Source organism: Pseudomonas sp. CCOS 191, from assembly GCF_001007005.1.
Classification (GTDB): domain Bacteria; phylum Pseudomonadota; class Gammaproteobacteria; order Pseudomonadales; family Pseudomonadaceae; genus Aquipseudomonas; species Aquipseudomonas soli.
Genome location: NZ_LN847264.1, coordinates 3482632 through 3507064 on the forward strand (window position 1 = coordinate 3482632; position 24433 = coordinate 3507064).

General features: G+C 62.4%; 20 protein-coding genes and 1 pseudogene. 13 read left to right on the forward strand and 8 right to left on the reverse strand.

Features of this window, described 5'->3' with window-relative positions:
* Positions 1–184 precede the first annotated feature (184 nt).
* Complete coding sequence (locus CCOS191_RS15425; protein WP_046857816.1) at positions 185–1177, forward strand: NAD(P)H-quinone oxidoreductase; 993 nt, start codon at positions 185–187, stop codon at positions 1175–1177.
* A 1-nt stretch (position 1178) separates the two neighbouring features.
* Here the strand turns inward: CCOS191_RS15425 and CCOS191_RS15430 are convergent, their stop codons facing one another.
* The 8 genes from CCOS191_RS15430 to CCOS191_RS15465 form a co-directional block, all read right to left on the reverse strand.
* On the reverse strand, positions 1179–1889 hold the full coding sequence (locus CCOS191_RS15430) for a PA1136 family autoinducer-binding transcriptional regulator (protein WP_046855973.1): 711 nt from the start codon (positions 1887–1889) through the stop codon (positions 1179–1181).
* A complete protein-coding gene (hchA, locus tag CCOS191_RS15435; RefSeq protein ID WP_046855974.1) occupies positions 1886–2740 on the reverse strand; it encodes a glyoxalase III HchA in 855 nt (284 codons plus the stop codon). The genes CCOS191_RS15430 and hchA overlap by 4 nt, the downstream gene beginning before the upstream one ends.
* A 119-nt stretch (positions 2741–2859) precedes the next feature.
* Complete coding sequence (locus CCOS191_RS15440; RefSeq protein ID WP_046855975.1) at positions 2860–3429, reverse strand: nucleotidyltransferase family protein; 570 nt, start codon at positions 3427–3429, stop codon at positions 2860–2862.
* Entirely contained in the window at positions 3426–4397 is a 972-nt protein-coding gene (locus CCOS191_RS15445; protein WP_046855976.1) for an XdhC family protein, read from the reverse strand. The genes CCOS191_RS15440 and CCOS191_RS15445 overlap by 4 nt, the downstream gene beginning before the upstream one ends.
* A gap of 3 nt (positions 4398–4400) precedes the next feature.
* A complete protein-coding gene (locus CCOS191_RS15450; protein WP_046855977.1) occupies positions 4401–5612 on the reverse strand; it encodes a cytochrome c in 1212 nt (403 codons plus the stop codon).
* Positions 5613–5614: 2 nt separating this feature from the next.
* On the reverse strand, positions 5615–6154 hold the full coding sequence (locus CCOS191_RS15455; RefSeq protein ID WP_046855978.1) for a (2Fe-2S)-binding protein: 540 nt from the start codon (positions 6152–6154) through the stop codon (positions 5615–5617).
* On the reverse strand, positions 6147–8978 hold the full coding sequence (locus CCOS191_RS15460) for a xanthine dehydrogenase family protein molybdopterin-binding subunit (RefSeq protein WP_046855979.1): 2832 nt from the start codon (positions 8976–8978) through the stop codon (positions 6147–6149). Before CCOS191_RS15460 ends, CCOS191_RS15455 begins: the two co-directional genes overlap by 8 nt.
* 163 nt (positions 8979–9141) lie before the next feature.
* Positions 9142–10053, reverse strand: coding sequence for a LysR substrate-binding domain-containing protein (locus CCOS191_RS15465; RefSeq protein WP_046855980.1), 912 nt, complete (start codon positions 10051–10053; stop codon positions 9142–9144).
* 95 nt (positions 10054–10148) lie between these two features.
* On the opposite strand from CCOS191_RS15465, the gene CCOS191_RS15470 reads away from it, so the two are divergent.
* From CCOS191_RS15470 to CCOS191_RS15500, 12 genes and pseudogenes are all read left to right on the forward strand, one after another.
* Positions 10149–11240, forward strand: coding sequence for a tartrate dehydrogenase (locus CCOS191_RS15470; protein WP_038705913.1), 1092 nt, complete (start codon positions 10149–10151; stop codon positions 11238–11240).
* Between the two features lie 229 nt (positions 11241–11469).
* Positions 11470–13068 carry a BCCT family transporter gene (locus CCOS191_RS15475; RefSeq protein ID WP_046855981.1) on the forward strand — a complete coding sequence of 533 codons (1599 nt, stop codon included), beginning with the start codon at positions 11470–11472 and terminating at the stop codon, positions 13066–13068.
* Positions 13069–13173: 105 nt separating this feature from the next.
* Positions 13174–14295: an aromatic ring-hydroxylating oxygenase subunit alpha gene (locus CCOS191_RS15480; RefSeq protein WP_038705911.1), complete on the forward strand. Its 1122-nt coding sequence runs from the start codon at positions 13174–13176 to the stop codon at positions 14293–14295.
* Between the two features lie 63 nt (positions 14296–14358).
* On the forward strand, positions 14359–15333 hold the full coding sequence (locus tag CCOS191_RS15485; protein WP_046855982.1) for a PDR/VanB family oxidoreductase: 975 nt from the start codon (positions 14359–14361) through the stop codon (positions 15331–15333).
* A 435-nt stretch (positions 15334–15768) separates the two neighbouring features.
* Positions 15769–18759 carry a T6SS effector BTH_I2691 family protein gene (locus tag CCOS191_RS15490; protein WP_046855983.1) on the forward strand — a complete coding sequence of 997 codons (2991 nt, stop codon included), beginning with the start codon at positions 15769–15771 and terminating at the stop codon, positions 18757–18759.
* Positions 18760–18761: 2 nt separating this feature from the next.
* Positions 18762–19655 carry a DUF6708 domain-containing protein gene (locus tag CCOS191_RS27455; protein WP_082120433.1) on the forward strand — a complete coding sequence of 298 codons (894 nt, stop codon included), beginning with the start codon at positions 18762–18764 and terminating at the stop codon, positions 19653–19655.
* On the forward strand, positions 19652–20260 hold the full coding sequence (locus tag CCOS191_RS27975) for a hypothetical protein (RefSeq protein ID WP_177330350.1): 609 nt from the start codon (positions 19652–19654) through the stop codon (positions 20258–20260). Before CCOS191_RS27455 ends, CCOS191_RS27975 begins: the two co-directional genes overlap by 4 nt.
* 2 nt (positions 20261–20262) lie before the next feature.
* Positions 20263–21155 (forward strand): annotated as a pseudogene (locus CCOS191_RS27460) (hypothetical protein).
* Entirely contained in the window at positions 21152–21382 is a 231-nt protein-coding gene (locus CCOS191_RS28590; protein ID WP_156177600.1) for a hypothetical protein, read from the forward strand. Before CCOS191_RS27460 ends, CCOS191_RS28590 begins: the two are co-directional and overlap by 4 nt.
* Before the next feature lie 391 nt (positions 21383–21773).
* On the forward strand, positions 21774–22667 hold the full coding sequence (locus tag CCOS191_RS27465; RefSeq protein ID WP_082120434.1) for a DUF6708 domain-containing protein: 894 nt from the start codon (positions 21774–21776) through the stop codon (positions 22665–22667).
* Between the two features lie 98 nt (positions 22668–22765).
* On the forward strand, positions 22766–22867 hold the full coding sequence (locus CCOS191_RS28760) for a hypothetical protein (protein WP_442963646.1): 102 nt from the start codon (positions 22766–22768) through the stop codon (positions 22865–22867).
* Positions 22868–23243: 376 nt separating this feature from the next.
* The gene (locus CCOS191_RS15500; protein ID WP_046855984.1) at positions 23244–24413 is read left to right on the forward strand and encodes a DUF1624 domain-containing protein; all 1170 of its coding nucleotides are present in this window, start codon (positions 23244–23246) and stop codon (positions 24411–24413) included.
* The last annotated feature ends 20 nt before the right edge of the window (positions 24414–24433 follow it).

A 24433-nucleotide genomic window follows, 5' to 3' on the forward strand; every position in this document is an offset into this window, starting at 1 on the left:
ACACAAAACCGCTTCCCACAACAATTTGCAGGGATGCGGCGGGCTGAAGAAAATCTGCAAAGGTGCGTCGCAAAATCGCCGCGCGACCGGACAACCCGGGTTGCATACCCTGTGACGCAACGGGCCGACACGGCCTTTCTTCAGAATGACAGAGGTCTTCATGCGTCACATCATCCCCAGCCAAATGAGCGCCATCGACATCACCCGGCCAGGCGGCCCCGAGGTCCTGCAGGTTGCCAGCCATGCCACGCCCCAGCCAGGCCCGCGCGAGGTGCTGGTGCAGGTGCATGCCGCCGGCGTCAACGGCCCCGACCTGCTGCAGCGCAAGGGCCTGTACGATCCACCCGCCGGCGCGCCGGCCATCCCGGGCCTGGAGATCGCCGGCAAGGTGGTGGCCATCGGCGAGCAGGTCCGTCACTTTGCCCTCGGCGATGCCGTGATCGCCCTGGTCCAGGGCGGTGGTTATGCCGAGTACGCCGTGGCCGACGAACGCACCACCGCGCACCTGCCGGAAAACCTGTCGATGGTCGAGGGCGCGGCGCTGCCGGAAACCTTCATGACCGTGTGGGTCAACCTGTTCCAGCGCGGCGGCTTCAAGGCCGGTGAAAACGTGCTGATCCATGGTGGCGCGTCGGGCATCGGCACTACCGCGACGCAACTGGCCCGGGCCTTCGGCGCGGCGAAGATCTTCACCACGGTCAATGGCGCCGGGCAACAGGCCGCAAGCCTGGAACTGGGCGCCGACGTGGCCATCGACTACACCCGCGAGGACTTCGTCGAGCAAGTCATGGCGCACACCGACGGCAAGGGCGTGGATGTGATCGTCGACATCATCGCCGGCGACTACGTGGCGCGGAACTTCAGGGCCGCCGCCATGGACGGGCGCATCGTGCAGATCGGCGTGGTCAAGGGCCCGGCCACCGAGGTCGACCTGTTCCCGCTGCTGACCAAGCGCCTGACCCATATCGGCTCGACCCTGCGCGCGCGCAGCGCCGACGACAAGGCGGCGATCCTCGGCGAGCTGCAGGCCAAGGCCTGGCCCCATGTACGCAGCGGCGCGGTCAAGCCGCTGATCCACGCCACCTTCCCGCTGGCCGCGGCCAGCCAGGCCCATGAATTGATGGAGTCGGGCCGGCATATCGGCAAGGTGGTGCTGAACGTCGCGCACAAGGGCTGAGTCAGTCGAGCGCACCGCTGCCCAGGGCGATCCTGATCGCCTGGGCGGTGGTGCTCACCCCCAGGCGCCGGCGGGCGGCGCGCAGGTGGTTTTCCACCGTGCGCAGCGACAGTCCGAGGGTGGCGGCGATATCGGCCTGGCGCTGCCCGGCGGCGGTCCAGGCCAGGACCTGGCGCTCACGCTCGGACAAACGCCCCTGGCCGCTGGGCGCTTCCAACAGCCGCCGAGCGCCCGCGAACGCGGCCTGGGCCAGCAGCGTCAGGGCCAGGCGTGCGGCAGGTGTCGCCACGACCTGCGCGCCACCGAAACTCATGGCGCCTTCCAGGCCTGCGGGACCGAACACCGGTACCTGCAAGCCGTGGATACCCGGCCCGCTCGGCGTTCGTACCACGCGGTAACGCTCGTTGCCATCGTCCAGCCGCTTGCTCCAGAAGAACGGCTCGCGTGCCGCCAGCAGGTGACGGGTCACCGGACAGTGGCGCACGTAGGTCTGGGCGTCGACCGCCTGGCCATCGCCGAACCAGTCCCCCTCCACCCAATGGATACGCTCGACCACCTCGTCCCGCGCAGCGCTGGCGCTGAACAGCACGAAACGGTCATAGCCCAACGGCCGGGCGACATTGCGCACGGCCGACTGGATATCCGCGAGGTCAGTGGCCTGCGCGATCCGCTGGACGGCTTGCACCACCTGATCGAATGGCAGGTCCCTCATCCGCCGTTGACTGCCTTGAGCAACGCCGAGGCGGCCAGCTTGCCCAGGGCATTGCCGGCCAACGGACTGTCACCGGTGAGCAGCTTGCGGTCCTGGTGGACGGCACCGGAGATACCCTCGTTGATGATCTCGACGCCCTGGGCCTGCAGGCGTTCGCCGAACTTCCAGGTCAGGTGGCCGGGCATGTAGCCGATGTCCGGGGTCTTGGCATCCAGATCGTCAGGGAAGGCGCAGATCTTGTAGCCGTCGTAGAGCTTGCCGCCGGCCAGCAGCGCCGCCGGGCCGTGGCACAGGGTGATGACGAACTTGTCGTGGTCCGCCGCCCATTTCAGCACTCGCCCGACTTCCTCGCTTTCCGGCAGGCCGATCAGCGCGCCGTGGCCGCCCGGGATGAACACACCGATATAGTCCGAGTCCTCACCCAGGGCCTGTTCCAGCACATCGGCGAGCTTGCGCGGCTGCTTGAACGCTGACTTGTAGCGATCGAACAGGCCCAGCACCTCGGTGTCCTCGCCGGGCATGGCCCAGTATTCGAACTTGACCGGGTTGCCCGACAAGGTCGCGACGTCGAAGGCAAAACCGGACTTGTCCAGGTGGTACATCGGCAGCAGGGTTTCCACCGGGTGGTTGCCGGTGGAGAATAGCGTGCCGTTGTCGGTGAGCAGGTAGCGCTCGTCGGCGCCGATCAGCAGGACCTTCCAGCGTCCGCCACGGTAGGCGTCGGGATAGTCGGCGCCGCTGAGGTCGGACTTGCGCGAGGTGAACTGGCTGAGGGAATACGGCGAAGGGAAGAAGGCGTTGTCCTCGGCCGGGTCGGGGGTTGGGCGTTTGTCGTCGTTGGGGCTGGTCATGGTAGTGCTCCTGTGGCCTGGGGTAGGTAACCGGATCCATGCTAGGAGGCCGCCGGATGAGCGGCAATGAGGGTTTTCCCTCAATGGTGGCGTCGGTGAGGTGGCGGCCCCCGGGCAGTCTAGCCGAGCGCCGAGGGCGTATCGACGTCGCGCAGCACACCGCTGTCCTGCAAATCCAAGAGCAAAACGCTGTTCGCATGCCGCCGCAGCACCGAGCGCGCGCCTTCATCACCAGCCAACAGCGTCAGCTCGGCCCAGTAATCCCGGCCGAACACCACCGGGTGGCCGTTCTGCCCCTGATGACGCGGCACCACGATGACCGAGGGCGCCGCCGAGGCGAGCAGACGACGGAAGGTCTCCGCCCCGATCCACGGCATGTCCCCGAGCAGGATCGCCACCGCCTGCGCCTCGCTGTCACCCAGCGACGCCGCGCCGGCCGCCAGGCTATGGCCCATGCCCATGCCCATGCCCGCCTCGGGGCTGTGGACGACCCGGCAGGCTGGCGGCAGCCCAAGATCCTCGGCCCGCTCGCCTGCGCGCAGCACCACGCGCACCTCGTCGAACACCGCCAGGGCGCGCTCGACGCTGTGCTGCAGCAGGCTGCGCCCATCGGCCATCAGGGCCCGGCGCTTGTCCGCGCCGAAGCGCGCGCCCTGCCCGGCCGCGAGTACCAGGGCGACGACCTTCACAAGGCCTCGCGGGCGATGCCGCTGCGGGTCCGCAGGATATCGGCGAGCACCGCCAGGGCGATTTCCGCCGGCGTCTTGCTGCCCAGGTTCAGGCCGATCGGCGCATGAATGCGCGCCATGTCGGCATCACCCAGCTCGCCGATACGGCGCAAGCGCTCACGACGCTTCGCCGACGTGGCCTGTGAACCCATCACCCCGATGTAGAACGCTTCGGTACGTACTGCTTCGAGCATGGCCAGGTCGTCGATCTTTGGGTCGTGGGTGAGCGCCACCACCGCGGTGTCGCGATGGCAGCCGCCGTTGGCGATGAACAGCGAAGGCAGTTCACGACGGATTTCTATCCCGTCCAGCGCCACGTTGTCCATCACCTCGTCGCGAGGGTCGCACAGCACCACCTCGAAGCCCAGGCCCTTGCCGAATTCGGCGCAGAAATGCGCGACGCTCGAATACCCCGCCAGCAACAGGCGCTGGGCGGCGCCGATGCGCAGGCGCACGCAATGCTCGCCACGCTCCACCCGTGGCCCCTGGCCGAGGTCATCGCTCAGCCGCCGTTCACCGCTGCGCAGGTCGACCTCGCGCAACAGCCGCCGACGCCCGAGCAAGGCGCTTTCCAGCTCGGCAAGATGCGCCTGGGTGGCGCAGTCGCCGGGCAGGTTCTCCACCAGCACGTCGAGAATCCCGCCGCACGGCAGGCGAATGTTGCCGCGGGTATCGCTGCCGTCGCCATAGCGCACCACGGCGACCGCCGTGGCGAACTCGCCGGCGGCGACCCGCTCGAGGAAGTCATCCTCGACACAGCCGCCCGACAGCGATCCCACCCACTGCCCGCCCTCGCTCACCGCCAGCAGCGAGCCCGGCGCGCGCGGCGCCGAGCCATAGGTGCACAGCACGCTGCACAGCCACACACGCAAGCCGTCACGCGACCATTGCGCCGCCTGGCGCACCACCTGCAGGTCGAGATGCTGCACGGGTCAATCCGCCTTCAGCTGGGCCAGCTGCTGGGTGGTCAGGTCGCCCGGCAGGCCGCCCCAGGCTTCGCGCAGGTAGTTGACCATGTCGGTCAGCTGCTGGTCGTCGAGCTTGTCGGCAAAGCCCGGCATCGGCTGCATGCGCTCGAAGCCGGTGAACTGCTGTTCGCGGATGCCGTCGACGATGGCCTTGACCAGGTTGCGCGAGTCGGCCTGGCGCAGCACGGTGTTGCCCTGCATGGCCACGGCAATGTGCGGCTTGCCCTCGCCATCGCCACCGTGGCAGCCGGCGCAGACATTGAGGTACTGCTGGCGGCCGCGCTTGGCGCTCTCGCCCAGGGTTTCATGGGCCACCGCCTGCACCACCTTGGCCGCCGGCGGCTGGTCGCCGAGCAGGTAGGTGGCCATGGCCGACAGGTCGCTGTCTTCAAGGTGCTGGGTGCTGTGGTGCACCACCGGGTACATCTCGTTGAACATGCTGCCCTGGGCGCTGATACCGTGCTTGAGGAAGGTAGCCAGGTCGGCCTGGTTCCAGCCGCGGTCGGCCAGGTCCTGGGCCAGCAGGCTAGGCGCCAGGTAGCCCAACAGCAGGCCGCCGGTCAGGCGCTTGTCCTGCTGCAGCGCGCCGATGGGGTTGCGCGGGGTGTGGCACTCGCCGCAATGGCCGAGCACTTCGACCATGTACTGGCCGCGCTTCCATGCCTCGCTGTTGCCCTTGCCTTCCTCCAGCTGCACGCTCTTGCCGTACAGCAGGTTCCAGCCCATCAGGCCGGTGCGCACGTTGAACGGGAAGCTCAGGCTGGTTTCCGGCGCCGGCCGGTTGATCGGTGCCACGCTCATCAGGTAGGCGTGGATCGCATCGGAGTCCTCGCGCTTGATCAGGTGATACGAGGTATAGGGCATGGCCGGATAGAGGTTGGCGCCGTCCTTGCGCTTGCCCTCGGTGAGGGCGGCGAAGAACTCGTCACTGCTGTAGCTGCCGATGCCGTGCTGCTTGTCCGGGGTGATGTTGGTGCCGTAGATGGTGCCGAACGGCGAATGGATCGGCAGACCGCCGGCGTAGGGCGTGCCGCCTTCGGCGGTGTGGCAGGCCATGCAGTCGGCGGCGCGGGCGAGGTATTCGCCGCGCTTGATCAATGCCTCGTCGGCCGCCTGGACGTTGCAGGCGACCAGCGCGCCAATGGCCAGGGCCAGGCTGCTCAGAACTCGCGTCATGCTCAACCCTCCTTGACCAGGCCGAGGTCGCCCAGCACGTCGCGGGTCGCCTCGTAGTAGCGCACATAGCCGGTGCAGCGGCACACATGGTGGCCGAGGCTGGCTTCGATGGCCTGCTCCAGCTCGCTCTTCTTCAGCGGCTTGCGCTGGGCCTTCTCCACCAGCACCGTGGCGGCGTTGACGAAGCCCGGGGCGCAGTAGCTGCACTGGAAGGCGAAGCGGTCGACGAACTTCTGCTGGATCGGGTTCAACTCGGTGGGGTTGCCCGCTTCGTCGCGTTTGGCGTGGCTTTCGATGGTGCGCACTTGCTTGCCCTCGAAATAGTGCGCGCCGGTGATGCAGGTGCGCACCTCCTCGCTGGTGCCGTCGGGGTTGTCGACGATCACCACGCAGGCGTGGCAGATGCCCTGCCCGCAGCCCAGGCGCGAGCCTGTGAGGTTCTGGTATTCGTGCAGGTAGTCGATCATCGCCAGGTCATCAGGGACCACCTCGGTGACGACAGATTGACCGTTGAGGGTCAGTTGCAGCTTGCGGTCAGCCATTGAGGGCCTCCTTGACGCGGGCGGGGGTGATGGGCAGGTCGCGGACACGCTTGCCGATGGCATGGGCCACGGCGTTGCCGATGGCGCCGACCACCGGGATCATCACCACCTCGGCGATGCCCTTGGACGGGTCGGTCGGCGACAGCGGCGGCAGGATCTCGGACGTCTGCTTCCACACCGCCACATGCCGGGCCATCGGCAGGCGGTAGCGGTTGAAGTTCCAGTCGCCCTCGCCTGGGCCACCCTCGTACAGCGGCATCTCCTCCAGCAGCGCATGGCCGATTCCCATGGCGATACCACCCTCTAGCTGGCCCTTGACCAGCTCGGGCACCAGCACCCGTCCACACTCGACCCAGCTGTGATGATTGAGCACGCTGACCTCGCCGCTGCCCTTGTTCACCTTGACCTCGACGATGGTCGCCACCGGGCTGTAGTAGGTGACCATGGCGTTGTTCAGCTGGGTGGCCGGGTACTCGACGTTCTGCCGGTCGAGCAGGTGGAAGCCGGCGCTGTTCATCTGCGCCTTCTTCGCGTTCAGCGCACCGTCACCGTACTTCACCGCCAGGGCATCGAGCGGAAGGCGCTCGCGCACGCCGTCGATGACGAAGTCGGCCTCGGCCCAGCTCCAGCGGTTGAAGCCATGCACGCTGACGCCGGTGATCAGGCCCATCTCGTGGGCCTTCTTCGCAAGCTCCGCGAACGGGATCGGCTCCAGGCCGTTGCCGGTCAGCGCGCCGTTGACCCACACCGCGTTCTCGCGGCGCACCACCAACGGGTTGGCCTGGCCGCCGAACGGGCCCTGGCTCCACAGGGCCATGGCCGCCGGCCACAGGCCGTGGTTGAACAGCACCCGGGCCGCCTCGCGGGTGGCGTGGCTGAAGTAGAACGCCGAGTTGGTCGCCGACGACGGCGAAGCCAGCTTGGCGACCCAGCGCGGGTTGCGCAGCGCGGCGTCCTGCTCGGCCTGGCTGATCAGGTAGGGGTTGCCGCTGGTGCTCAGTTGCAGCTCAGGCCATTCGGTCTGGGCGGTCTGCACGTGATCGGCGACGCGGCCGAGGAAGTCGCTGACCACCAGGGCCTGGGAGGTCGACATGCCGGTGCCCAGCTCGGTGCCGATATGGCGCAAAGTAATCTGGCCATCGGCAGTGAACTCGACCGCCGCCATCGGCGCTTCGGCGCCGGTGCCGAAGTCTTTCTGGGTGATGGCGAAGCCCACGCCGTACCAGTTGTCGTGGTCCTTGGCGTCTTCGGCCTGCTTGCGCGCATGGCGGTTCTTCCACCAGTCGTGTTCCGCGGCCTTGTCGAGGATCTCGTGCAGGCGCAGGGCACCGGCGGGCACCGCGCCCTGGGTGTTCTTCATGCCCGACTTGAGCGCGTTCTTGCGGCGCAGCTCGATGGCATCCACGCCCAGGCGATCGGCGATCTCGTCGACCATCATCTCGGTGGCGGCCATGCTCTGCAGGGTGCCGTAGCCGCGCATGGAGCCGGCCTCGACGCCGCGCGAGTGGTAGGCGGTGACCGACAGGTCGTTCTGCGGCATGTAGTAGATCGACTGCGCGGCGGTAGCGCCTACTGAAGCCACCGACGGGCTGTAGTTGATGCGCCCGCCGCCGTCGACGGTCATGTCGGCGCGGAAGATCTTGAAGCTCATGTCCTTCTTGTCGACGGCCAGCTGGTAGCGGATGTCGAACGGGTGGCGCTTGATGCCGCTCTGGAACTGCTCGTAGCGGTCGTTGGCCAGGCGGATCGGCACACCCGCGCCGTACAGGGCGGCGACGGCGGCGTAGAACACGAAGATGTTGTTGTCCTTGGAGCCGTAGCCGACGGTGTAGCCCGGATGAATGTTCAGGTGCTTCAGGCCGAAACGCGACGGCTTGATCATGTGCACGCATTCCTGCGCCACTTCGAACGGACACTGGGTGGCGACGACGAAATGCAGGGTGCCGGTGGCCGGGTCGAACCAGCCATTGCCGTTGTCCGGCTCGAGGGCTGCGGGCTCGATCGACGGGGTCTTGTAGCGCTCGTCGAACAGCAGCCAGTCTTCCGGCGGTTGCTTGAGCTGCTCGTCGATACGCTGGGCGTAGAACATCCCCTGCTCGGTGAGGGTGCCGTGCTGCTTGGGCTCGGCGGTCCATACCGGCTTGCGCGCCAGGATGGTGGGGAACAGCATGGTGTTCTTCAGGCTCGAGTATTCGTCCTCGTCGAACGGCGTCTTGCCGGCCACGCGCACGAAACGGAAGCTGCCGTAAGGATCGCGCTGGTAAAGCGGGGCCTGGGCGCCGTAGCGGATCGCCTGGTCGTTGAACTGCAGCTTGAGCTTGGCCTTGCGGAAGCGCTCGAAGTCGTTCCAGATCAGGATCGCCACCGGGTGGCCGATGAACATCGGTACCTGGCCGGGCGGCAGCAATGGATCTGGCGAGTGGGCCTCGGGCCAGGCGATGCCGTCCTTCTTCAGGTCATCGGCGCTGACGACGCGGTCCGGCTGCAGCTCGGCGCCCAGCAGTGACAGGTCGTAGCCCGCGTAGATGCGGTCGGCCTTGGTCGCCTTGAGCAGCATGGCGTGGCCTTGCTGCTGTGGCCAGCCAGGCATGTCCTTGGCACGGATGTCGCGGGCGAACACCTTGTTGCCGCAGACCTTGGACAGCGCGTCGTTACGCAAACGCACCTTGCCGTCGTGGTTCATCCACTTCTGCGGCGAGGTGGTGACCTTGCTCTCCATCAGGGCGGCGAACGCCTGGCTGCCGAGCGGCGCCATGGTCACGCCGACACCGGCGATCAGCCCGCCTTGCAGGAACGAACGCCGGGAAATATCACGGTTGGACATGGTTGATCCTCTGGGCAGCTCTTGGGTTGCCCATGCTTTTTCTGGTGCTTGAGAAACTGAAAGGGCGCGCACGATCACAAAAACTGACTACGAAGTCAAGTTAACGATCGTAGGGTGCCCTTGCAAGTCAAGCAGACAACTTGTCGCGGGGCGGCGCGAAGGGTCAATCCGGCAAGCGATAGCGCTCGGCGAAGTACTGGCGGAAGAACTCCACCGCCACCCGAACCTTGGCTGAACCTGCCAACGGCGCGGTATACACCGCCCAGATATCCGCCGCCTGCTGGTACTCGGGCAGCACCTGCACCAGGCGCCCATCGGCGATGCTGTCATGCACGTCCCACCAGGAGCGCAGCAGGATCCCTCGCCCGTCCAGGCACCACTGGTGCGCCACCTCGCCGTGGTTGCTGGAAAGCCCGCCGGTGACGCGCACGCTTTCCTCGCCCTGGGGGCCTTCCAGGTGCCACAGGCCGAACGGGTGGTCGCGTTCCTTGATCACCAGGCAGTCATGGCTGGCCAGGTCGGCCAGCACCCGCGGCGTGCCATGCGCGGCCAGGTAGCCAGGGGCGGCGCACAGTACCCGACGGTTGCGTGCCAGGGGCTTGGCGATCAGGTGCGGGGCGATGACGTTGCCGACGCGAATGTCCAGGTCCACCCCTTCGGCGATCAGGTCCACCAGGCGGTCATGCACATCCAGGCGGATGTCCAGCCCAGGGTAGCGCGCCGCCAGCTCCGACAGCGCCGGCGCCACGAAGCGCCGCCCCAGCCCCAGGCTGCTGGCGATGCGCAGTTGCCCCGCCGGCTCGCGCTGGCCGGCGTTGAGGTCGTCGTCCATGCGCCGCAGGGTTTCGAAGATCTGCTGCGCCCACTGGTACACGCGCTCGCCCTCCTCGCTCACCGTCACCCGCCGGGTGGTGCGGTGCAGCAGACGCACGCCGAGGCTTTCCTCCAGCAGGCGAATACGCTTGCTGATGAATGCCGCCGACATGCCACGCTCGTCCGCCACTGCGGCGAAGCTGGCGCGGCGCGCCACCTGCAGGAAGATGTCGAGGTCATCCAGGTTCGGCAGATTATTCACGTTTCGTGCACCAAGAATTGATGGATTGCCGGATTATCTCCGAAGCACAGCCTTATAGCATGGCCTGCATCTTCCCTGGACACGAGATGCGCCCCATGACCAAGACCTTCAAGATCGCCGCCATCCCCGGTGACGGCATCGGCAACGAAGTCCTCCCCGAAGGCCTGCGCGTGGTCGAGGCCGCCGCCCGCAAGCACGGCCTGGACCTGCAGTTCGAGTTCTTCGAATGGGCCAGCTGCGATTACTACCTGGCCCACGGCAAGATGATGCCCGACGACTGGTTCGACCAGCTCAAGGGCTTCGACGCCCTGTACTTCGGCGCCGTCGGCTGGCCCGACAAGGTCCCGGACCACATCTCGCTGTGGGGCTCCCTGCTCAAGTTCCGCCGCGACTTCGACCAGTACGTGAACATCCGCCCTGTGCGCCTGTTCCCCGGCGTGCCCTGCCCGCTGGCGAACAAGCAGCCTGGCGACATCGACTTCGTGGTGATCCGCGAGAACACCGAGGGCGAATACTCCTCCCTGGGCGGGCGCATGTTCGAAGGCACCGACAACGAGTTCGTGCTGCAGGAGTCGGTGTTCACCCGTCGCGGCGTCGACCGCATCCTCAAGTACGCCTTCGACGTGGCGCAGACCCGCGAGCGCAAGCACGTGACCTCGGCGACCAAGTCCAACGGCATGGCCGTGAGCATGCCCTACTGGGACGAGCGCACCGCCGCCATGGCCGCGCACTACCCCGAGATCAGCTGGGACAAGCAGCACATCGACATCCTCTGCGCCCGTTTCGTGCTGCAGCCGGAGCGTTTCGACGTGGTGGTGGCCTCCAACCTGTTCGGTGACATCCTCTCCGACCTCGGCCCGGCGTGCGCCGGCACCATCGGCATCGCGCCGTCGGCCAACCTCAACCCCGAGCGCAAGTTCCCCTCGCTGTTCGAGCCGGTGCATGGCTCGGCGCCGGACATCTACGGCAAGAACATCGCCAACCCGATCGCGATGATCTGGTCCGGCGCGCTGATGCTCGAGTTCCTCGGCCAGGAAAACAACGATGCCCGCTACCAGGCGGCCCACGACGACATCCTCAAGGCCATCGAGACCGTGATCGCCAACGGCGACACCACCCGTGACATGGGCGGCAGCCGCTCGACCCAGGAAGTGGGCAAGGCCATTGCCGAGCTGCTCGGCGCCTGATTTGGCGCTAGGTCATCGCGGGGCCGATGCGACTTACCCCGCGATATCGCCAGCCCAATCATCCGGATTGTCCGACGATCCTATTGCCACCCACTTCGATTCAATGCAGAATCTGTCAACCAAAAGATACTTGTTATCTGTTAGTTAACAGAAAGGAAACACAGAACCTCGATACGGACTTCCCAACGCCTGACGCCTACTACAAAAAAAATGCTCCAGGAGACAATTGATGTCCCCCAATAACAAAAAGATCGACGTGTTCCTGATCGCCGTGAGCCTGTTGGCCGTGCTGCTCACCGTGATCGGCCTTGCCGCCTTCCCTGCCCAGGCCGAAAACCTGGCCAACCAGCTGTTCGAAGTGGCCACCCGCACCTTCGGCACCAGCGTCCAGGTACTGGTGTTCGGCAGCTCCCTGGCCGTGCTGTACCTGGCCTTCAGCAAATACGGCAACATCCGCCTGGGTGCCGGCAAGCCCGAATACTCCACCACCACCTGGGTGTTCATGTTCATCTGCGCCGGCATGGGTTCCTCGACCCTGTACTGGGGCGTGATGGAATGGGCCTACTACTACCAGACCCCAGGCCTGAACATCGCGCCGATGTCGGCCAAGGCCCTGGAATACAGCGTCAGCTACTCGTTCTTCCACTGGGGCATCAGCGCCTGGTCGATCTACGCCCTGGCCTCGCTGGCCATGGCCTATCACTTCCATGTGCGCAAGAAGAGCGGCCTCAACCTGGCCTCGATCATCGAGGCGGTCACCGGCTTCAAGGCCACCGGCCCGGTCGGCCGCGCCGTCGACCTGATCTTCCTGCTGACCATGATGGGCGCGCTGACCGTGTCGCTGGCGCTCACCGCCTCGACCCTGACCCGCGGCCTTGCCGACCTGGCCGGCACCCCCAATACCTTCACCGTGCAGTTGCTGGTGATCGGCGCGGTGGCGCTGCTGTTCTCGCTGAGCTCGTACATCGGCATCGACGGCGGCCTGCAGCGCCTGTCGAAGATGGTCTGCATCGGCGCCCTGGTGTTCGCCGCCATCGTCCTGCTGGTCGGGCCGACCCAGTTCACCCTGAACAACACCGCCAATTCCATCGGCCTGATGCTGCAGCACTACGTGCAGATGAGCCTGTTCACCGACCCCGCCGGCGACGGCGCCTTCACCCGCAACTGGACGGTGTTCTACTGGCTGTGGTGGGTGTCCTACGCCCCTGGCGTGGCGATGTTCGTCGCCCGCGTGTCCCGTGGCCGACTGATCAAGGAAGTGGTGTTCGCCCTGCTGCTGGGCGGCAGCTTCGGTTGCTGGTTCTTCTTCGGCGCGCTGGAAAGCTACAGCATGCACCAGTTCATCAACGGCCAGATCGACGTACCCAAGCTGCTCGGCACGCTGGGCGGCGAAGCCGCGGTGACCGACCTGTTGCTGGCCCTGCCCTGGGGCACGCTGTTCCTCGCCGCGTACCTGTTCATCATGGCGGTGTTCTGCGCCTCGCACATGGACGCCGCCGCCTACGCCGTGGCCGCCACCAGCACCCGCAACCTGCGCGAAGGTGAAGACCCAAGCCCCACCCTGCGCCTGTTCTGGTGCGTGGTGCTGACCCTGGTGCCACTGGCCATGCTCTTCGCCAAGGCCTCGCTGTCGACCATGAAGACCGCCGTGGTGCTCACCGCGATCCCGTTCATGGTGATCCTGCTGGTGAAGATCTACGGATTCTTCAAGTGGCTGGCGGCCGACTACGGCCAGGTGCCGGCCTACCGCATCGAGGAAGAGGCCACCCGCCTGGCGGGTGAGGAACCGCAGCCGCAGGCACCGCGTAGCACAGCCGTGGCGCACTGAAATACAACCTGGGAGCGGGCTTGCCCGCCCCCGTTCTGGCAAATTTTTTTGCCCAGATTGTTAACCAACAGATACGCGTTAACCAATAAGAACCGAGATAGAGCCATGAACGATTTCAAACGCCTGCCCGCCGACTTCTGCGCCAATCCCGAGGAGGCCTTCACCCTCCCGGCCAAGTTCTACACCCAGGCCGCCGTCTTCGAACACGAGAAGGAAGCGATCTTCGCCCGCAGCTGGATCTGCGTCGGCCACCGCAGCGAAGTCGCCGAGAAGAACGCCTACATTACCCGCCAGGTGATCGGCGAGAGCATCATCGTCGTGCGTGGCCGCGACGACGTGCTGCGGGCCTTCTACAACGTCTGCCCGCACCGCGGCCACCAACTGCTCGAAGGCAGCGGCAAGGCCAAGAACGTGATCACCTGCCCTTACCACGCCTGGACCTTCAAGCTCGACGGCGAGCTGGCCCATGCGCGCAACTGCGAGAACGTGGCCAACTTCGACAAGGACAATTCCACCCTGGTGCAGCTGCGCGTGGAGGAATACGCCGGCTTCATCTTCATCAACATGGACAACGACGCAGGCTCTGTCGAAGACCAGCTGCCGGGCATGCAGAAGCGCATGCGCGAAGCCTGCGCGGTGATCGACGACCTGCACCTGGCCGCGCGCTTCGTCAGCGACACTCCCGCCAACTGGAAATCCATCGTCGACAACTACCTGGAGTGCTACCACTGCGCCCCGGCCCACCCCGGCTTTTCCGATTCGGTGGACGTCGGCCAGTACAGCCACAGCCTGCACGGCAACTGGACCCTGCAATACGGCCTGGCCAAACCGTCGGAGCAGTCATTCACCTTCGACGAGTCGGTGAAAGACCCGTCCTTCGCCGGCTTCTGGGCCTGGCCGTGCACCATGTTCAACGTACCGCCAGGGGCCAACTTCATGACCGTGATCTACGAGTTCCCGGTCGATGCCGAGACCACCCTGCAGCACTACGACATCTACTTCCTCAACAAGGAACTCAGCGAAGAGCAGCACAAGCTGATCGACTGGTACCGCGAGGTGTTCCGCCCCGAGGACCTGCGTCTGGTCGAGAGCGTGCAGAAAGGCCTGAAGTCCCGCGGCTACCGTGGCCAGGGTCGGATCATGGTCGACGCCCAGCGCAGCGGCGTCAGCGAGCACGGCATCGCCCACTTCCACAACCTGATCGCGGTCGCCCACCTGGACGACTGAACACACGCCAGCTCCCCGCCCCGCACCAGGGCCTGGCGCGGGGCTTTGTTGTCGAGGTACGCCATGGCCAAGCAATACGAGATGTTCAAGGTGCGCGTGACCGGTGTGGAACAGGCCACGCCGCAGATCAAGCGCTTCACCCTGGCCCGCGCCGACGGCGGCGCCCTGCCCGCCTTCAGCGGCGGCAGCCACGTGATCGTGCAGATGCAGTCGCCCTGCGGCAGCCAGTTCAGCAATGCCTATTCGCTGATGAGTGACCCGCGTCAATTGCACAGCTACCAGATCGGCGTGCGGCTCGAGGAGCAGTCCAAGGGCGGTTCGGCGTTCATGCACAACCAGGTCGCGGTGGGCAGCGAGCTGACCATCTCCACCCCCAACAACCTGTTCGCCCTGGACGCCGATGCCGGGCGCCATGTGCTGATCGCCGGTGGCATCGGCATTACCCCGTTCCTGGCGCAGTTGCACGAGCTGGAAGGGGGCGCCACTCCCTACGAGCTGCACTACGCCTTCCGCGCCCCGGAACACGGCGCCTTCCAGGGCGACCTGGAACAAGGCCCGCATGCCGGCAACACGCGGTTCTACATCGACAGCCTGGACCGCAAGCTCGACCTCGCCGCGCTGTGCGCGGGCCTGGCCGATGACGCCCACCTCTATGTGTGCGGGCCCAAGCCGCTGATCGACGCGGTGATCGCCACCGCCGCCGCCGCTGGCATCGCCGAATCGCGGGTGCACTGGGAACAGTTCGCCGCCGCCGCGCCGGCCACAGGCGCGGCCTTCACCGTGGTGCTGGCCCGGTCGGGCACCGAACTGCAAGTCGAGGAAGGCATGACCATCCTCCAGGCCATCGAGAAGTCCAAGGCCGCGAAGGTCGAGTGCCTGTGCCGTGAAGGCGTGTGCGGCACTTGCGAAACGGCGATCCTCGAAGGCGAGGCCGAGCATTTCGACCAATACCTCAGCGACGAGGAAAAGGCCGCGCAGCAAAGCATGATGCTGTGCGTGTCGCGGGCGCGCTCGGCGCGGTTGGTGCTGGATCTCTGAGGGGCAGCGGCGGATCGTCTCCCCTGAGAGATGTAACTGAATACCGCCAAATAGCGCCGAAAAAGATAAACAGAGAAACGTCCTACGCGGATTTGGGAAGCCCTGTCGACCACCCATAATCCGTTCCTCGCTAGTGTTTCAGGTCTGCGTCACCGTCGCCCGTGGCTGGCTGCAACAGCCATCCACGGGCCTGCACGACGGTACGGCCATTGCCAGCCAGCGAGGACCTTATGCGAACGTTCCCCGGAACACGTCAGCACCAAAAATACCCGCCCCCCCAATCGAGGCGCTCTACGCCGTCATGCTGCGATAGCTGACAGGCCACTCCCAAGATGCCAGGCAACGACGAGCACCGTCTCGTTCAAGGACAGCCGTATCCGAAGGACCTCTCATGTCCAGGCAATCAAACACTGGCCCCACGCGAGGAGCTAAACCATGACTGACGCCACCGTCAGCAGTGCCACCTCCGGCCCCGCCTGCAGCCCACGCGTGCCCATCCTGCCGGTGCGCTATGCCATCGTGCCGCGTACGGGCGATGCCCCTGTCTGTCGCTACGCAGGCGCAGGCTTCAATCTGGAACAAGGCTTCGCCCCGCTGCAGCATTCGTCCTACACCCTGCGCACGCTGCGCCCAGGCTACATCTACGTGTTCATGAAAGGCCCCCAGGGCGAAAAGCTGGTCATTCATGAGTACGACGGCGAAGGACGCTACCAGGAGCTGCACTATCAAGGGCTGGAGCGCTATCACCAACGTGACCGCTACCTGTCCGGTCAGAGCATGGGCTGGGTCTGGGCCGATACCTGTCAGGACACCGCCAAGGAAGTGTGGATCGGCTACAGCCCGCACCTGTGGACCAACGCCACGACTGCCCGCATCACCGCATCAGCAGCCCTGCGCAAACGGCATATGCGCCAGTTGGACATGGCCGAGCTGATTGCCGGCAACCCGGCCCCCTCTACCCAGCCCCATGTACTGCCGCTCAGTGCGCTGCAAGACTGGGTCGAAGACTACAAACCGGCAAGCCGGCGTATGTCCCTGACCTGGAGCAGCCACGCGTCCACAACCACCTTGTCCGTCGGCAGGCTCAACGCCATTGCCCGGGACTATCCCAGCACCCAGCCGAAAATACCGGTGGTGGTGGCGCTGGCTGATGCTGAAGGCATGGCCCTGGACCTGAGCCTGTCGGTCTCGGCCTACCAGCACCAACTGCACGACCTGATGCCCGCCGAGCAGCTCGAACACACCAAGCCCGCACAAGGCTCCGAGCAGGCAGGCGTACCGGCGTGCTACCAGCTCGATGCCGAACGGCTCAGCCAGCAGAGCCGCGATTTTCACCATCGCAACCTGGTCGCCCTGTTGCTGAACAAAACACTGGAGACGATGTACCCGGCGGATATGCCCGCTACCGAAGTGGTCGAAACAAGACTGCAGTCCACCCGCACCGGACGCCCTCTCTCCCCGGCCGAGACACGTTATCGGGCGCTCACTCACGAGGACTACTCCCCGAACGGTGCGCGTTTGGCGCTGCGCATCGATACCGACAAATACCTGCAGTTCCTCGCCGAACGCGATGAGCTGGAGCAGCGCATTGCAGGCCTGCGCAACCTTGCCCTGCAAGCCAGTCATGATCACGACGCGTGGCTGGCCACGGCCGAAGCCGCGCATATCGATGACCCCTACAGCCTGGCCGCCGCACTGGCGTGCTATGACCGCGACGAACGCATCTCGGCCCGTGGCCTGGAAATCTCCCTGGCCCTGCTGATTTACCCGATGGGCCAGCCGACACCCGGTACCGAAGACCGAGACCGGCGCTTCAAACGCCTGGAACAGTGGCTGGACCAGCACGACAGCCCGCTCTACACCGCCCTGGCGCCGTTCAACCCCTTCAAGGACAAAGCCGACGCGGCCGGCAGTGTGCTGGGTGGTGGCGATAATGTCATCGAAGGGCTGGCCGGGCGTTTTCCGGCCATTGCCGACATCACCGACCTCACGGCCCAGTCCGTCAACGCCGTGGTGCTCAAACGCCTGCGTGGCCACACCCGCTGGGACGCCAGCCATACCCTGCGTCAGCAAGTACTGCTGGCAGCGCGTGAGGCCAATGCCGAGAAAGCGCTGGGGCTGTTGGCGGCGCGTTACCAAATCACCGACCAGGCCATCAGGGAAAACCCGTTCAGCCAGGAGGTGGAGCGGTATTTGAAGAGCGGCATGGCGCAGGTTGAGGAAATGAAGCAGCTGCGTATTTCGGGCAATCGGACGGTGGCGGTCGAGTTGACCACCACTGCGCGGGTTAAACCCAACTTTCTCGGGTTGCTCACCTCGGGCGGGGGCGGTGCTCTGAACGCCGGGATGCTGTGGTTCAACGTGATCTCGCTCAAGACGGCTTATAACAGCCTGCAGAAAAGCAATGCGCCGGAATACACCTTGGGGTTTGCGGCATCGATTTTCGGTGTGATTGGTGCGGCCGCGGCGACACTGGTCAGCGTACGCGCAACGCAGAAGGCCGTGATGCTGAGATTGAGTTCGACGGCGCCGGGGATGGCGTTTGGTAACGGCGTGATCAAGTTCTTGGGGAGCAATCTGTTTGCACGATTATCCGGTTACCCTGCAATTTTTCTAGGACTCGCTTCAGACGTTGAAAAATCCGACAGGCAGAAACTACATGGTAACCCTGAAGCATCTGACTTGACACTGTATGGCGGAAGCGCTGTTGCGGCAGGCTCCGTTTTAGTATTGGAGGGCGGGCTCGCGGTTGCAGGAGTTACATCAGTTGTACCCTTTGCCGGATGGGGCGCAGCAGCGCTTGTACTCCTGGGAGCAGTGATTATCGCTGGAGGCTTATACCTTCACGCCAAATCGTATGAACACCTCCATACCCCTATCGAACTGTGGGCAGCAAGGAGCATATTCGGCAATCGTAAAAACGATGGAGAGGTGCATCCCGAAATCGTTCTGGATCATGAAAAAAAACTTCCTACATTCCCTTCTCTGCAAGAAGAACTTAAAGCCTGGCACGATGAACATTACGGACCAAGGTTAATATCCGCAGAAGAAGCACGATCCTTTGGTATAACCGGAGTCGACAGCGGTTGGCATGAAAATAATTACTGGATGCCAGCAAACTGGACCGCCATCACCCATAACGAAGTCACCACCACACAACCCACCGTTGAATTCACAGTATTCCTACCGGGCTTCATCGTAGGCACAAGCGAATGGTCAGGTAGCTTAACCAGCCCTCGTGAAGACGGTGAAACGGTCGTCTTTCCACTTGCCGCTGTTTGCTACGTTACAGGCGCCGGCTTAATTCTGAATTTCAAGAACACGATAAACAACCAAAATCATGCCTCACTGCATTTAGCCTATAGCTCCAATCAAGGCTTGAATGAAGGGAATGAGGTTAACTCAATTTTCCGTCTCGAGCGATAATCATGGCAGTTATATGGATATTCAATAAAGGCTCAAGCTCTGGATACAAGCCAGCAATTACTGGACAGCTAGAAAATTTATCAATAAATACATTAACCTTGCGAAATCCGTGGGTATCCGACTCTGTATTCATGGGGAAACTATACACCGCCATGACACTACTACTAGCTATTTATTTTTATCCAAGAATTGCAAATCCCGAATACAGAGACATATTACTAGCAAGCGCACACTCAATGGCTCAATACATAATCACACCCTTCATATTCACACCTTTCCTCGCCTACAGAATCTATTTCATAAAAAAACTTTCAAACTTCCATTTTAGCCGCTCAACCAAAAAAATCCTATACCAGCGCGGTAAAAAACTTATTATTTTTGACTGGAACAAGACCCATGGGGGTGTATTCAAACGTACCGAATTTGGAGGCTCATCCTTTAGTACCAGTTATGCACTTGCCTTCGCCCCACCTAGAGAGGATGGCAGCCTGCATCAAAAAGATTGCTTATGGGTCGACAGTAACGAACCCACTGAATCCGACATCAAACACGTCGCCGAAGTCTGGGAATACATTCGCCAGTTCATGAACCACGGCCCGGCCAAACTCCCTCCTCCCGGTGAACCCAACTGGTGGCACCGGCCGCTTCATGCCATCTGCCTGACCCCGGCGGAAGCCTGGCGCCATTACGCTCCCTGGCGGACCGGCGAGCCCGGAGAAATGCAGGGCAAGAAAAACTGGCAACTGCCGTTCTGGGCTGTGTTGTTCCCCTACAACCTCGGCCTTGCCATCGGCTGGTACGCCGTGTGCCGCCTCTTCAATGTCCGGGCAGCACCACCTCCGCCAGAGGCCTTCGACCAAGCCCCAGTACGCTCAACCAAAAGGCAGCGTAAATGACCGACGTTTCTGCCAACAGCGCCACCTCTGGCCCTGCCTGCAGCCCACGCGTGCCCATCGAGCTTTGGGCAGCACGCAGCATCTTTGGCAATCGCATCAATGATGGAGAGATTCGTTCTGAAATTATCCTGGACCATGACAAGAAACTTCCTCCATTCCCCTCCTTACACGCAGAACTCAAAGCTTGGCATGATGAACACTATGGGCCAAAACTATTATCAGCCAAGCAAGCGCAATCACTTGGCGTAACCAATGTCGATACTCAATGGAACCAAAACACTCACTGGGCACAGCCAAACTGGTCAGCTATAAAATTTAAATATGCGGACACATCTGGAGCAACGGCTGAGTTCACCATTCTGCTGCCGGGCTTCGCAATAGGCGCCAGCCAATGGTCAGGAACTTCGAGCAGCCTCCGTGACGATGGAGGAATGGACGTATTTCCAATCACTCCCGCCGCCTACATTGTAGGGGCGGGCTTGATTCTTCATTTCAAGCTCACGCTGACCCACCAAAACCACGTCTCACTGCATCTCACCTATAGCGCCAATCAAGGGTTGACCGAAGGCGCCGAGATTAATTCAAATTTTCATCTAGGGCGCTGATCATGGCAACTATATGGCTGTTCAACTCAACCTCATGCTCAGGGTATAAACCCGCCATTAGTGGTCAGCTATTGAGCGTATCCGAAAACACTCTGTGTCTACGCAACCCTTGGGTGTCAGACTCTATTTTTATGGGCAAGCTGTACTGCGCAATGACTATTGCATCAGTATTCATATTTTATTTTATTTTATTATCCAACGGTAACTGGAAGGATTATGCACGTGCACCCACCCTAATGATCGGAATGGCTCTATCGCCTTTCATATTTCTTCCGTTTCTTTTTTACCGAGTTTGGCTCATCAAAGGGTTATCAAGTGTTTGCTTCAACCGCGTAACAAAAAAATCTACCACCAACGTTTTAGGAGGGCATTCGTCTTTGAATGGCACAATACCGGAGGTGGTCTTTTCAAGCGCACAGAGTTTGGTGGCTCATCTTTCACCACCTCCTATGCACTCGCATTCGCACCCCGTCGAAAAGACGGAAGTCTCCATCAAAAAGATTGCCTCTGGACCGACAGTAACGAACCCACAGAATCCGGCATCAAGCACGTCGCCGAAGTCTGGGAATACCTTCGCCTCTTCATGAACCACGGCCCAGCCAAACTCCCTCCTCCCGGCGAACCCAACTGGTGGTACCGACCGCTTCATGCCATCTGCCTCACCCCGGCAGAAGCCTGGCGCCACTACGCCCCCTGGCGAACCGGCGAGCCCGGAGAAATGCAGGGCAAGAAAAACTGGCAACTGCCGTTCTGGGCCGTGTTGTTCCCTTACAACTTCGGCCTCGCCCTCTGCTGGTATGGCGTCTGCCGACTCTTCAATGTCCGGGCTGCACCGCCTCCACCAGAGGCCTTCGAGCAAGCCCCAGTACGCTCAACCAAAAGGCAGCGTAAATGACCGACGGCTCTGCCAACAGCGCCACCTTCGGCCCTTCCTGCAGCCCACGCGTACCCATCCTGCCCCCTATTGAGTTCTGGGCAGCACGGAGAATTTTCGGCAATCGTAAAAACGATGGAGAGGTGCATCCCGAAATCGTTCTGGATCATGAAAAAAACTTCCTACATTCCCTTCTCTGCAAGAAGAACTTAAAGCCTGGCACGATGAGCATTACGGACCAAGGTTAATATCTGCAGAAGAGGCGCAATCCTTTGGTATAACCGGGGTCGACAGTGGTTGGCATGAAAATAATTATTGGGCACCAGCAAACTGGACCGCCATCACCCACAACGAAGTCACCACCACACAACCCACCGTGGAATTCACAGTATTCCTACCGGGCTTTATCGTAGGCACAAGCGAATGGTCAGCTAGCTTGAGCAGCCTTCGTGAAGACGGTGAGATGGTCGTCTTTCCACTTGCCGCTGTTTGCTACGTTACAGGCGCCGGCTTAATTCTGAATTTCAAGAACACGATAAACAACCAAAATCATGCCTCACTGCATTTAGCCTATAGCTCCAATCAGGGCTTGAATGAAGGAAATGAGGTTAACTCAATTTTTCGTCTCGAGCGATAATCATGGCAGTTATATGGATATTCAATAAAAACTCAGACCCTGAATACAAACCAGCAATAACCGGACAACTAGAAAACTTATCAACAGACACATTAACCTTGCGAAACCCGTGGGTATCCGACTCTGTGTTCATGGCAAAACTATACACTGCCATGACACTAGCCCTGGCTTTTTACTTCTATCCCGACATTGCAGATCCCGAATACAGAGCCATACTATTAGAACGCGCCCACTCCGCAATGCAATATATATTTGCACCACTAATATTCACACCTTTCCTCGCCTATAGAATCTATTTCATAAAAAAACTTTCAAACTTCCACTTCAGCCGTTCAACCAAAAAAATCCTATATCAGCGCGGTAAAAAACTTATCATTTTTGACTGGAACAAGACCCATGGGGGCGTATTCAAACGTACCGAATTTGGAGGCTCATCCTTTAGTACCAGTTATGCACTTGCCTTCGCCCCACCTAGAGAGGATGGCAGCCTGCACCAAAAAGATTGCTTATGGGTCGACAGTAACGAACCCACTGAATCCGACATCAAACACGTCGCCGAAGTCTGGAAATACATTCGCCACTTCATGAACCACGGCCCGGCCAAACTCCCTCCTCCCGGCGAACCCAACTGGTGGTACCGACCGCTTCATGCCATCTGCCTGACCCCGGCAGAAGCCTGGCGCCACTACGCCCCCTGGCGAACCGGCGAGCCCGGAGAACTGCAGGGCAAGAAAAACTGGCAACTGCCGTTCTGGGCCGTGTTGTTCCCTTACAACTTCGGCCTCGCCCTCTGCTGGTATGGCGTCTGCCGACTCTTCAATGTCCGGGCAGCACCGCCTCCGCCGGAGGCCTTCGAGCAAGCCCCTGTCCAGCCAAGTAAAAGGAAGCGCAAATGAGGGTCAACTGACTCGTTGGTCACCGCCCTAGTCGACCATCGCCACCTTTGCCCTCTCCACGGGAAGGCACCGTCATCAGCGGCGCGGGCAGTCCCACAGTGAATGGTCGTGCAATCGCACGCATAGGGGATGAGCTCAGTTGCAGAGCGGTCATCGAGACCGGTGACGCGCATACGTTAATCGAAGGTAGAGCCCCATAGCGCGCCAAGGCGACAAGAGCAGCCAAGGCGCGCTCTGATCGAATGTGACCCCGCTTGGCTGATTGTATAAGGCCGACGCGGTGTCGCTTCGAAGATGCCCGGTTCACAGTCAGTGTCACCGGGCTGCCGCGCCGCAACGAGGACGACTTCAATTATGGGTTGGAGCAAGTCGTGATTGCCGGAAGAGAAGATAGATCCTGATCAACGTCTGCCTTAGACATGTTGAGTTCCTGAGTCGCCGCGCTGTGTCTAACAGAACGACGCATTACTTGCGATGACGTTGGCTACTCCAGCGCATTTCAGTACCCAGGCCCCATTAAAATGAAATAAGATAACGTTTCATTCGAACACCCTTCCAACCTGCGATCCCTCCTCGATGACCAGCTCTCCAACCGCCCTCCCCACCCAACGCCTGCAAAGCATCGACGCCCTGCGCGGCCTGGTGATCCTGTTCATGCTGCTGGACCACGTGCGCGAAACCTTCTTCCTGCATCGCCAGGTCAGCGACCCGATGACCATCGATGCGATCGACGCCACCGAACCCAGCCTGTTCGCCAGCCGCACCCTGGCGCACCTGTGCGCGCCGGTGTTCGTGGTGCTTACCGGGCTATCGGCCTGGTTGTATGGCGAGAAGCACCAGGGCCGCGGCGATGTCTCGGTGTTCCTGTTCAAACGCGGTCTGTTCCTGGTACTGCTGGAATTCACCCTGGTCAACTTCGCCTGGACCTTCGAGTTGCCACCGAGCGTGATCTACCTGCAGGTGATCTGGGCCATCGGCCTGAGCATGCTCGCCCTGTCGCTGCTGGTGTGGCTGCCGCGCCCGGCGCTGCTCGCCCTCGGCGCGCTGATCGTCGCCGGTCACAACCTGCTCGATGGCCTGCACTTCGGGCCGGAATCGGCGCTGCATGTACCATGGGCGATCCTGCATGAGCGCAGTTGGCTGGAGGTGGGCGAACATCTGCGTCTGCGCACGTCCTACCCGCTGTTGCCGTGGATCGGCGTGATCGCTCTGGGTTATGGGCTCGGGCCGTGGTTTGCCCGGGGCAGCGACGCCGGCAAGCGCCAGCAGCGCCTGCTATGGGCCGGCGCCACCTTGCTGCTGGGGTTCGGCGCGCTGCGCCTGCTCAATGGCTACGGCGAAGCCCCCTGGAGCCTCTACGCCAGCGTCGGGCAGACGCTGATGAGCTTCTTCAATATCACCAAGTATCCACCGTCGTTGCTGTTCCTGGCCCTGACCCTCGGCGTCGGCCTGCTCCTGCTGCGCGGCTTCGAGCGTGCCGGCGACGCCCGCTGGATCGGCCCGCTTGCGGTGTTCGGCGCAGCGCCGATGTTCTTCTACCTGCTGCATCTGTATGCGCTCAAGCTGCTGTACGTGGCCTGCGTGGCATTGTTCGGCCTGAACCAGGGCCGCTATTTCGGTTTCGATGGCATCGGGGCGGTATGGCTGACCGCCGTGCTGCTACCACTTGCCCTGTACCTGCCGGTGCGCTGGTTCGCCCGGCTGAAAGCGCGCCGGCGCGATATCGCCTGGCTCAAGTACCTGTAAAAGCGTTTTCACCCGACAGC